The following is an 11,641-nucleotide window of genomic DNA, read 5'->3' as shown; positions in this document are numbered from 1 at the left end:
ACCGGCCCTCAGTTAATGATTTGTTTTATGGTTTTATTATCCGTTTTTTTCCTGAGTTATCAAGAATTTCTACCTGTGAAACATCAGAAGGAATGATGACACTGCGCGACGACTGCGACAGAAAAGATGAGCCATAAGCGGCTTCTTCTTTTCTTACTTTACCGTTTTTCAAGGTAAGTAGAGCTGCCGTTTCTGATGGCAATAAATCTATGGTTCTTACCAGATTTTTAGAACTAAAAAACTTCAGATTGTCGCGGTTCTGAGAGGCAACCAATAACAATTCGCCTTTGGCGTTCTTCAGGCGTACCAGTCCTTTGGCGTCTCCGGTTACACAATAGCCGCTTTTTTCGGGTAGCACGGCTGTAAAATTACCTTTGCCATCTCCTTTCAGCATCAATCCGTTCAAGGCATCATGTCTTCCTACCAGCACCTCGGTACCATAGTCATTACCTGCTATCAACACATCCAGATTACCATCCTGGTCAAAGTCGCCGGTAACCATTCCATTTAAAGGTGCAAACTGTGCCTGAATCGGCAATTCCCTTACTTCAAATTTTCCATTGCCTTTATTTTCAATGTATGAGCTTTTCATCCAGTTGGCTTTCAGCACCAAAGCATCTTTCATTTCTTCCGGTTTCAGAATTTTATCAATCGTAGCCTCAGAAAACTTCTGGTAGTTCTGAAAACGCTGGCGTGTCTGAATAAACTGCTTGGCCAGGTCATCGCGGGTATTGTAGGGGAATTCCTTCCGTATGCCCTCATCATCAGGGAAATACACCGTCGGAATGGCATCGTAGAAACCATCGTTATTAAAATCTTTGGCATAAATACCCACCGGTTGGGCATCACTGGCCTGCATCAGGGTATTCAGACCTAAATTTCCGGCTATATAGTCAATATCTCCATCATTATCAAAATCCCCTGACGTTATGCTTGTCCACCAGCCAATTTTGGCAGCCAGCCCCTCATTTTTAGCCAGTGGCTCAAGTTTGCCCTTATTGTTTTTAAAAATGGTTACAGGCATCCACTCTCCTACCAGCACCAAATCCGGCCAGCCATCGTTGTCATAATCGCTCCAAACGGCATCACAAACCAGGCCTATATTCTGTAAACCCGCAGCTAAACTGGCTGTTACGTTCGTAAACTTAGGTTGCCCGTTACGGCTGTCGTTTCTTAAAACATAGCTTGAAACAGGTTTCGGATAAGCGTTAGGCTCAACTCTGCCGCCCACAAACAAATCAAGGTCTCCGTCATGGTCAAAGTCTGCCGCTTTTATACAAGAGCCGCTTTTCAGAAACGCCGGCAAGGCCTCTGTGTTTAATGTAAAATGCCCTTTCCCATCATTTATATAGAGCCTGTCTTGCAGTTCGGGTGCATCTGGTTTAAACTCATAACTACCACTTACAATGTACAGGTCAAGGTCTTTGTCGTTATCGGCATCAAACAGTAAAACGCCGGCGTCTTCCTGCGGTTTTTTAAAGCCTTCTTCGCCGGGTAGCCAGTCCTGCACATTAAATTTACCATCCTTGTTCTGAATCAGGAATCTACCTTTACGAAATTTAGAGCCGCCCACAAACATATCTTCCAATCCGTCTCCATTTACATCGCCAACGGCAATGGCAGGGCCATACTGCGAGAGTTTGTGTGGCAAGAGTTTCTGTACGTTAAAATCTATGTAGTCTTCTTCCTCATGTTTATAAGGCACCTGCAGTTGTGTGCTGATGTCAGTAAACAAAACCGGCTGACTTGTTTTAGCCTCTGCCGGATGCACCGAGGCGTCACTTTCTTTGAGGTTTAAAACCTGGTTGGTCTTAATATTTTTCAGAATCTGGATTTTACCGCTCTGCCAGGTAATTTTGAGTTGGTCAATTTTCTGAATTTTACCCAGTCCAAAATGAGCCACCGGTTCAACCGACGACAGGTATCCACGATAAGGCGTATGCTCATATACCTGCTTTTTGCCGTTATCATATTCAATTTCAACCCATGCACCCAAACCCATCAGATTCGGGGTATTGCCTTTAAAGCTCACCCTCAGGTAATTGCTTTCCTGCGGTTTTAGCTGAATTGAGTTATTCTGGTAAACTGAGGCGGAGTCGTCAATGTTATTAACAATATAATCCAGGTCTCCGTCATTATCCAAATCAGCATAGGCGGCTCCGTTAGAAAATGAAGGCTCGGCCATTCCCCATTTTTTGGTTACGTCTTCAAACTGAAAATTCCCCTTGTTATGATAGGCAAAGTTCTGAATTTTTACAGAAGGGATATAGTCACTCAGATAAGAAGCCGAAGCCAGATGAGACACTGATTGCCTGTAAGCCATAAAATCGAGGTCGGTGATATCCTTCGGAAAACCATTTGTAATGATGATGTCTCTGAGGCCATCGTTATCAAAATCTACTACCATGGGTGTCCAGCTCCAGTCGGTTTGTGCTACACCTGATAACAGGCCTACTTCACTGAAAATTGGCTTGCCTGTTACAGGGTCTTTACCCTGATTTACCTGAAGCGTATTGCGCGGATACTGATAAACATAATGAAAGCGGTCGTTATTCTGAAAAGTCTGGTAGTTATTGGCCATGGTCATCATTTTCTTCCGCTTGTTGGTAAAGGGCATCATGTCAAGCGCAATAATATCTACCAGGCCGTCATTATTGATGTCGGCCACTTCGTTGCCCATAGCCGAATATGAGGTATGCTTAAAGTAACTGGCCGCTTGCTCGGTAAAACCTGTATGCCTGCCATCTTTGTGCTGATTTATATAGAGCAGGTCGTTGGTAAGGAAATCATTGGTAACATAAATATCCTTCCAGCCGTCCTGATTGATGTCTGTAATATTAACCCCCAGACCAAAGCCTTCAACGAGAATACCTTCTTCTTTTGATACATTGGTAAAATAGGCGTGCTTTCTGGTTTCATCCCAATCGTTTCTATAAAGCCGGTGGGTGCGTTTAGAGCTTCCGTCTTTCAGTGCTTCGCGGTACATATTAGGTACATTGATGTCTTCCATCTGATTTACCAATATGTACAAATCGAGGTCGCCATCGTTATCATAATCAAAAAACACCGAATTGGTTGTGTGTGTAGTATCTGCAATTCCGTAATCAGCCGCCATTTCTTTGAACGATGGAACACCGTTCCGCCCTACGCCCTGATTCACATATAACATATTGGCACGTTGGCTGGCCACTTTCTTTACTGAGGCAGAAACATAAATATCAGGCAGGCCATCATTATTAATATCAACCACCGAAACACCATTACACCAGCGGCCTTCGCCACTTACTTTGGCCTCGGCAGTTACATCTTTAAACTTAAGTTTATTTTTGGCATCCAGACCTTCGTTCAGGTACAATTTATTCGGAACCTGATTACCTGTAAAATAGACGTCTGGTTTACCATCAGCGTTGAAGTCGCCAATGGCTACTCCACCACCGTTGTAGATATACTCAAACGATACAATGTTCATCGTATCATTTTCAGTAATACGGTTTGAGAACTGAATACCCGTTTCGTCGGCTGGTAGTTTACTAAAAACAGTATCTGTTTTCTTACTGCACGAAAAAGCAAAGGGTACTAAAAGCAAAAGCAAGGATTTTACAAAAAGTGGGCTAATAGAATGTAGTTTCATTACAAAATCAGGTAGTATTAAAAAAAACAGAGATGGCAAAGCTACCATCTCTGTAAAAATAAACTTTTTTTTCTAAAACAATCACATTAAAATTATTTGTAAGCCGGATCCTGCTCCAAAGTTGGCTTGCCGTCTTTTTCTGAACGGTCGATAGCCTCTTGCGGAATTGGATAAAACTCGTTTTTACCTTTAACAAATCTGGCACCTTTCTTATAAACACGTTTGTTAGCTTCTACCTCATTGTATTTGTTCAATACATCGGCAGCAATACCCCATCTTACGAGGTCAAAGAAACGGTGTCCTTCCATACCAAACTCCAGACGGTTTTCAAAACGAACCGCTTTACGGGCAACATCTTTGCTGGTCCAGGGGGAGGTATAGTTTTTAATTACATAATTAGCAGCAGGTACAGGATTGCCTTGTGAATCATAAACAAGCGTGTAAGCGTCACGTGTTGCACCCTGAGTAGCTTTCTGAACAAATCCGGCAGGGTTAGCTGCACGGGTTCTGATCATGTTAACCAACTCTCTTGCTTTTTCAAGGCTACCTACTTCCACTTCACACTCTGCCAACCAAAGCAAAATCATATCATAACGCATAATACGGTAGTTGTTGCTGGTTAAGTTACCCCAACCGTTTACGCCCGTAAATGCCTTAGAAGGAATGTGTTTTTTAGGCGAGTACGGACCCGCATAAGTTTGGTCACGGATAAAGTCTACATTATGAATTTTGTAGTCGATAAACAAGATACCACGACGACCAACTGTCTGGTCTAAGCGAGGGTCAAGCGCACCATCATAAGGAGTGAATGGATCTTCCAATTTTAAGCCCTGGTCGTTTTTAACGTCAGAATCATTGAAATTATCAATTAATGGTAATCCGTCTGAACTTGTCTTGAATGCATTCACCAGGTTTTGTGATGGTTGGTAGAACCCGCAACATCCCCAAGGAGACGCATAAGGGTGAGCCAGACCTACACCTTGGTTGGCGGCGTCGCCGGTAGCGCTTGAAGAAGCAAACTGTACTTCGAAGATTGACTCAGCGTTGTTACGCGTGCTTGCATCAAAGTTATCTCTGTACACATCAACCAATCTGAATTTACCGCTGTTTACAATTTCTTCCAAAAGTGCTTTGGCCGCTGTAAGTTTAGCTGTATTAGCCGCGCCAGTGCTGATATCAAAGCCCTGGAACATCAAAGCCTTAGCCTGAAAAGCCTTGGCAGCCCATTTGGTAGGGCGGCCTACCTGGGCCTGTGTTGCAGGAAGAACCGATGCGGCGTCAGCAAAATCTTTCTCAATTTTTGCCCATGCGTTTGCATCTACAGGTACTTTGGTACTTTCAAGGTCGTTAAGATTGAAGATTTTCTCGTCAATGTACGGAATATTCTTCCACATTTTCTTAGCCTCAAAATGGAACAAAGCTCTAAGGAACTTCGCTTCAGCCAGAATCTGTGCTTTTCTGGCGTCAGTAATATCCTTCACATCAGCAAGGGTATTAATTACGTCATTGGCACGTGCCACACCTTTAAATAAACCTCTCCATTTGTTTTTGATGTGGTTATTGGTAGGTTGGAAGTCCCATTTTTCAAGGAACGATTGCTCAGGTTGGTCACCGGCGTCAGTACCTTTGTAGGCATCATCTGATGGGATACCACCAAAAACCCAGTTATGGATATCATTATTCCAGGCGTCCTGACCGTCAAGCCCTGTTCCGTCAATCATTGCATAGGCTCCCAATAATACGCCTTCAACACCTTTAGCTGTTTTCAGCGAGGTAGGGCTGTATTGGGCTTGTGGCTCGCGGGTAAGGAATTCATCGCTACATCCAACTGCGAGTCCTACCGTTAGTCCTGTTGCCAGAAATATTTTAACAATATTGTTACTTTTCATATTTGAATTGTATTTGTTTAAATGTAATAAATGTGTTGGCTTTTAATTTTTACTGCTACTCTAATTAGAAACCAAAGTTAACACCTACAATAAATGTTCTTGATACAGGCATGTATCCACCATCAAAACCTAGCGTATTATCGGATCCTGTCTGAATCTCAGGGTTAAGACCGGTATACTTGGTAAATGTAGCTAAGTTCTGAACCTGAAGGTAAATCTGTGCATTGTCTAAAGCTGTTTTCTTAGCAACTTTTGAAGGCAGATTATATGTTAACTGTACATTTTTGATACGGAAATACGATCCATCTTCAATGAAATAGCTTGAAGGACGGCTACTAACCTGGTCGTTGGCATCCATAATAGGTACAGTACCTGAAGTATGGTTTGGTTGCCATGCATCGTACAATGCGCGTTTAGAACGGTTACCCTGGAAAGTATTGAAATCAGAGAAATAACGGGTATAGTTAAAGACATCGTTACCTTGTGTGCCGTTGGCAAAAATAGTCAGGTCAAACGCTTTGTAACCAAGGTTCAGGTTCAAACCGTAAACGAAATCAGGGTGAGGGTTACCGATAATGGTACGGTCAGCATCCGTGATTTTTCCGTCTCCGTTAATGTCAGCCACTTTAAATTTACCAGGTTTGTTGTAGTCTTCATATTTAGGCCAAGCATCTGCTTCTGCTTGTGTCTGGAAGATACCCAGAATTTTGTAACCGTAGAATGATGAGATTGGTAAGCCAGCCTGAGTTAAAGTAACAGCTGGTACGCGAGAACCATATCCGAAATAACGAGTGTTAGGGCTTGCATCTAGTTGGTCTACGTTGTTTCTGTAAGTTGACAAGTTACCAGAAATGCTATAACGGAAGTTATTGATGCTGTTTTTATAGTTAATACCAATATCAAGACCTTTGTTTGTCATCTGCCCTACGTTGAAAGCCGGAGCGTTAGCATCACCCACTGTGAAAGTTAATGGAGTAGTGAATAACATATCAGACGTTACACGTTTCCACAAATCGATTTCAAAGTTCAATTTACCTTTGAAGAACGACGCATCTAAACCAATGTTAGTTGAGGTTGTAGCTTCCCATTTTGCTTTAGGGTTACCAAATGCTTGTGTATCGTAACCGATTGTCGGAGTAGTTTGGCTACCATCAATAGGATACCCTGCATGGTAAATATCAGAACGATAAGTAGTATAGGCGTTGTAGTTACCAATTTTCTGGTTACCGGTTTTACCCCAACCGAAACGAAGTTTCAAGTCTGAAACAAAAGGCAGGTTACCTGAAATGAATTTCTCTTCAGACAAACGCCATCCTAAACTGAACGCAGGGAAAAGCGCGTTACGTGATGCTGACAAGAAACGTGAAGAGGCGTCATTTCTGATAATCGCCTGAACAAGGTATTTATCATTGTAAGCATAGTTGAATTTACCGAACTGCGATGACAGGGTGTAGTCGTTACCAACACGGCCATAGTTACCAACTCTGGTTGGATCTCCAAGATCAAGGTAGCTGATAATCGGTAAGGTTTCAAAAGCATAGCCATTACGGGTTGCACCAAAGTATTCGCCAAATTGTTTGATGGCCTCAGTACCTATGTAAGCATCCACTTTGTGTACGTTATCAAACACTTTGCTGAACGATAAGGTATTTTGCCATACCCATTGGTAGTCGTAGCTGGTGTTAGATTCTGAACCGTTGTTGAAGCTACCTTCAATGTACTCAGGGTTAGCACGGCTGATATATTTACCGTTTTCACCAACAATATCAATACCTAAGCTGGTTTTGAAAGTAAGGAACGGAAGGATATCGTATTCACCGTAAATATTACCGAACCCTCTCAGTCTGTATCTTCTGTTATCAGCCTGACGCGCCAAAGTTGCATAAGGGTTAGAGTTGTTACCCAGGTTGGCACCACGAGAACCCGCAAAGAAACCATTGATGTCATAAATCGGAAGCAACGGATGGTGTTTGTATGAACCAGAAACCGCATTTTGCTCTTCGTTGTTGCTAAAACCACCTTTACGGTTATCAAGCGCTACGGTAAAGTTTTCGCCTACTCTCAGTTTTTTATTAATGGCTGAGAACTCAGTATTTGAGCGTAGAGTGTAACGGTCATAGCCGATAAATTTAACCACACCGTCCTGAGAGAAATAACCTACCGACAAAGCATAGCGGCTGTTTTCTGAACCACCACTTGCCGATAACTGATAGTTTTGAATAGGCGCAGTGCGGGTAAGTTCTCCCCACCAGTAGGTATCTGCCGATTTAGTAATGGCGTAGATGTTGTCTGGTGTTAATGAATACAAGGCAGGGTTGGTGTTGGCAGCGCCTTCTTTACCTGCACTTGGAAACACGTAATCAGGAATGGTAACTTCTCCATTAGGGCCATAAGTGTACTGGCCGTGTGAAGGCGTTTTGCCTGCATATTTATCAGCCAGATAAAGGTATTGTCCGAGTTCCTTGGCATTCAGAGACTCAACATTTTCTGAAACTTTCTGTGAACCATAATAAGCAGAGAAGTTAATTTTAGCCGGACCAATTTTACCTTTTCTTGTTGTAATGATAACTACCCCGTTAGCTGCACGAGAACCATAAATTGAAGAAGCAGAGGCATCTTTCAGAATCTGGATAGTCTCAATGTCATTGGGGTTTAAGTTACCCTGATTTTCAGTAGGTACACCGTCAATAATGAACAGAGGGTCATTATTACCGATGGTACCAAACCCACGTATACGTACTGTTGCATTACCCCCGGGAGTTGCGTCGTTAACGATACTCAAACCAGATGCACGCCCTTGTAATTGTTGTGCAAAGGTTGTAGCAGGAACCGACTGAAGGTCTTTTGCATTTACTGTTGTTACAGCGCCTGTAATATCTCTTTTTGACTGAGTACCATAACCGGTTACAACCACCTCATCAAGAGCCGCTTCGTCTGATTCTAATACGATGTTCAGGGTTGTCTGATTGCCGACTGCAATTTCCTGATTTCTGTAGCCAATCGAACTCACCACAAGCACCCCACCAGAGGTTGGAACATTAATTTTGTAATTTCCTGAAGCATCCGAAATGGTTCCGGTAGTAGTTCCTTTTAATGAAATACTGGCACCAGGGATCGCCTCACCTTTTGGATCACTTATCTTACCACTAACAGATTTTTGGGCAAAAGCTACAATGGACATTAGCCAAAGTACGCCACAAATCAGAGCACCCCTAATGGGTACAAAGTAGTTTTCTTTCATACGCTTGTTTTGTTTGGTTAAAAATTAAAAATTAATTGTAAAAAACAGTATATCCTGCCGTTAATGACAGAACATAACCGGGGAAAGAACTTAATCTTTCATACGCTTAAAAAATCAGACAAAAAACAGGGTTTTAAAACTAGTTGTGGAAAATCATTAGACACAGCAACATACAGGCGAAGAAAAATACATTCAGCCCCTGTTTTACCATGCTTAAAAATTTTATTTTTATTAAGATAATCCGGATTTATCGTGCAGTGAACGAAAAGAAATTATCTTTCATACGCTTATAAATTATAATCTAAACTCAGGCAGTATTAATACCTGAAATACAAAAGTGTTAGCTCCGAGAATTCCAAATGCTTTACGAGTAGATGCAAGGGAAATTTATCATAGGCTTATATCAGTATTAGTTAAAATTAGGTCAAATATATTATTACAAATCAGGCTTCAGACAAAATAAAAATGCCTTAATGCAGAATATTTTATAGGTTAAGTATGTTTTTGGTTAAAAAATTATGCGTTTATCGCGTTCTCTTCCATTACGGGAGCAAATTATGTCAATTCTTTAATTTTTCCAAATTTTTCCATTTATTTTATAAATTTTAATCTAGGGCTTGTGTTTTTTAAAAAAAGCAACTCATTTATTAAAAAAAATTAAAAACCAGGCTTAAAGCAAGGCATAAAAGCAGCCGAACAAGGCTTATCTTACTACTATCTTTGTTTTTATCTTTCTACTCTCAATCAAAAGGGAATCTGTAAACTTCTCAACGGTTACAATAAACGAAGAAACTTACTTTTCCCTCAGCCTGATTATCTTACCTGATTTGTATTATTATATCTCTATAACCTGTACTTTACCCAAACGCCTGACAATTGTAAACTAGTCTGCTTTCAATCTAATTAACCTAATCACTATAATGCCACTGGTTCCGCGAGCGTTAAGTATTGTTTTTAAAGTAAACGTTCTTTAACTTATCACCAGTTAGTTCTCCCAATATATTCTGCTCCTTTTTGCAAGAAAACAACATCAAAAGGCAAAAAAATCAACAAATTTTCCATTATCAATTTTTGAGGTGGTTAAAAAACAATAGGAGATGGCGGTCAGCCATCTCCTATATGAAGTAATCCTATTATATCTTAGATATTAATATCCAGGATTTTGTTTTAATACACTAGAACCTACAAGGTCAATCTGAGATTGTGGTATCGGGAACAAAGCTTTATTAGCTGTGTAAACCGCTCCACCTAATGCACCTGGTAAAAACTTCTGGTCATATTTCAGATAGCGGTTGATAGCTTCTACGTCTTCGTTCCAACGAACAAGGTCATAGAAACGATAACCTTCCATACCCAACTCTAATCTTCTTTCAAAACGAACAGCGGCTCTTGCATATTCTTTAGTTGGGAACGAGCTATACAAACCAATTTTGTAATTAGCGGCTGGTTGGCCGTTGATTGAAACAAAATCAGATGCATTAGTAGCGCGACCTCTTACCATATTAGTATATTCCAAAGCTTTGGCCAAAGTACCCACTTCAATTTCTGCTTCTGCAGCCATTAACAGAACGTCTGCAAATCTGATAATAGTAACGTTGTAGGCATTGTAGGTCTGGTGTCCCCAACCTCCTGTTTCTGTCAAACCTGCTGCTTTCTCTGCCTTAGTAAAGATGTACTTTTTAGGAGAGTAAGGGCCACCGTTAGGTTGGTTACGAATCATGCTGAAACCAGTGTGAGGACCCCAATCAAGGAACGGAATACCTCTGCGGCCTACTGAATGGTCTAATCTTGGGTCTAACGGACCAGCATCTAATGTAAAAGGCTCATCAGATTTAATACCCATATCATTTTTAACTGCATTTGCGTCAAGATTGTAAGAGTTATCCAACAATGGTAAACCATTGGCATCAGTACGGAATGAGTTTACAAACTCGAACGACGGCTGGAAGAAACCGCAACAGGTACCAGGGTCAACACCTTGAATGAAGTTAAGCTGCAAGTCGCCGTTAGCATTATTACCGCTACCTGATTTTACAGTTGCCTGAACCGCAAAAACTGACTCTGCGTTATTATCGTTGGCAACTCTGTACAGGTCAGAATACTTTGGTAACAGCGCATACTTTTTACCACCGGTTGTTTTACCGTTAGCAATAATCAAATCAAAAAGTGCTTTTGCTTCTGCATATTTCTTTTGATACAAATACGTTTTTGCCAGGTAAGTTGCGGCAGCCCATTTATTAGCACGACCTACCGAAGAAGATGTCTCTGGCAAAGCATCATAAGCTGCTTTAAAGTCAGCCTCGATTTTTGGCCAAAGGTCTGTATCATTTTTAACTTTCTCAATTCCGTTCGCTACGCCAATGTTTTCATCTACATAAGGAACCATATTGAAGTTTCTCTTCAACTGGAAGTAAAAATGGCCTCTGATAAAACGCGCTTCAGCTGCAATTCTTGCTTTGTCAGCCTCTTTCACACTTGGCAATGCATCTTTCAACAGACTTAATACTGCATTTGCTCTGGCTACACCATCAAAATGACTTTGGTAAACGTTACCAGCCACCTGATCAGTAGATACATACTCATATCTTTGAACCGGAATCATTTCGGTACCATCACCCGGGTCAGTTCCTTTGTTGGCATCACCGCCTCTGATACTTCCGATAAGCCAGTTTGACGGACCAGAGTGAGTTTGGCTAAGCGCACTCAGCTGTGCATAAGCTGCAATTAATGAACCCTCAAGACCAGCAGTACCGGTCAATTGGTCCTTAGAGAGTGTACCTGTAGCAGGCACATCCAGGAAGCTATCTTTACAAGCGTACATCCCTGCAAACAGGACGAAGCTGGAAATTAATATTTTAACTTTTTTCATTGTTTTAATTT

At 41.4% G+C, this 11,641-nt stretch carries 4 protein-coding genes; all 4 read right to left on the bottom strand.

Features of this window, described 5'->3' with window-relative positions:
• Positions 1-25 precede the first annotated feature (25 nt).
• The gene (locus MB380_RS03270; RefSeq protein ID WP_253533289.1) at positions 26-3,631 is read right to left on the bottom strand and encodes a VCBS repeat-containing protein; all 3,606 of its coding nucleotides are present in this window, start codon (positions 3,629-3,631) and stop codon (positions 26-28) included.
• A 92-nt stretch (positions 3,632-3,723) separates the two neighbouring features.
• Positions 3,724-5,520, bottom strand: a complete 1,797-nt coding sequence (locus MB380_RS03265; protein ID WP_253533287.1) for a RagB/SusD family nutrient uptake outer membrane protein — start codon at positions 5,518-5,520, stop codon at positions 3,724-3,726.
• Positions 5,521-5,584: 64 nt separating this feature from the next.
• Positions 5,585-8,761: a TonB-dependent receptor gene (locus MB380_RS03260; RefSeq protein WP_253533285.1), complete on the bottom strand. Its 3,177-nt coding sequence runs from the start codon at positions 8,759-8,761 to the stop codon at positions 5,585-5,587.
• 1,147 nt (positions 8,762-9,908) lie between these two features.
• Positions 9,909-11,630 carry a RagB/SusD family nutrient uptake outer membrane protein gene (locus MB380_RS03255; RefSeq protein ID WP_253533284.1) on the bottom strand — a complete coding sequence of 574 codons (1,722 nt, stop codon included), beginning with the start codon at positions 11,628-11,630 and terminating at the stop codon, positions 9,909-9,911.
• Positions 11,631-11,641 lie beyond the last annotated feature (11 nt).

It is taken from the genome of Emticicia sp. 21SJ11W-3 (genome assembly GCF_024138715.1).
Classification (GTDB): Bacteria; Bacteroidota; Bacteroidia; order Cytophagales; family Spirosomataceae; genus Emticicia; species Emticicia fluvialis.
Note: the sequence above shows the minus strand (reverse complement) of the source record. Positions and strands in the feature narration are given on the sequence as shown.

What these genes read in the sequence shown, in the direction of transcription:
- MB380_RS03265 (WP_253533287.1), bottom strand. Translation starts at nt 5,520, where the DNA reads ATGAAAAGTAACAATATTGTTAAAATATTTCTGGCAACAGGACTAACG.
- MB380_RS03270 (WP_253533289.1), bottom strand. Translation starts at nt 3,631, where the DNA reads ATGAAACTACATTCTATTAGCCCACTTTTTGTAAAATCCTTGCTTTTG.
- MB380_RS03260 (WP_253533285.1), bottom strand. Translation starts at nt 8,761, where the DNA reads ATGAAAGAAAACTACTTTGTACCCATTAGGGGTGCTCTGATTTGTGGC.
- MB380_RS03255 (WP_253533284.1), bottom strand. Translation starts at nt 11,630, where the DNA reads ATGAAAAAAGTTAAAATATTAATTTCCAGCTTCGTCCTGTTTGCAGGG.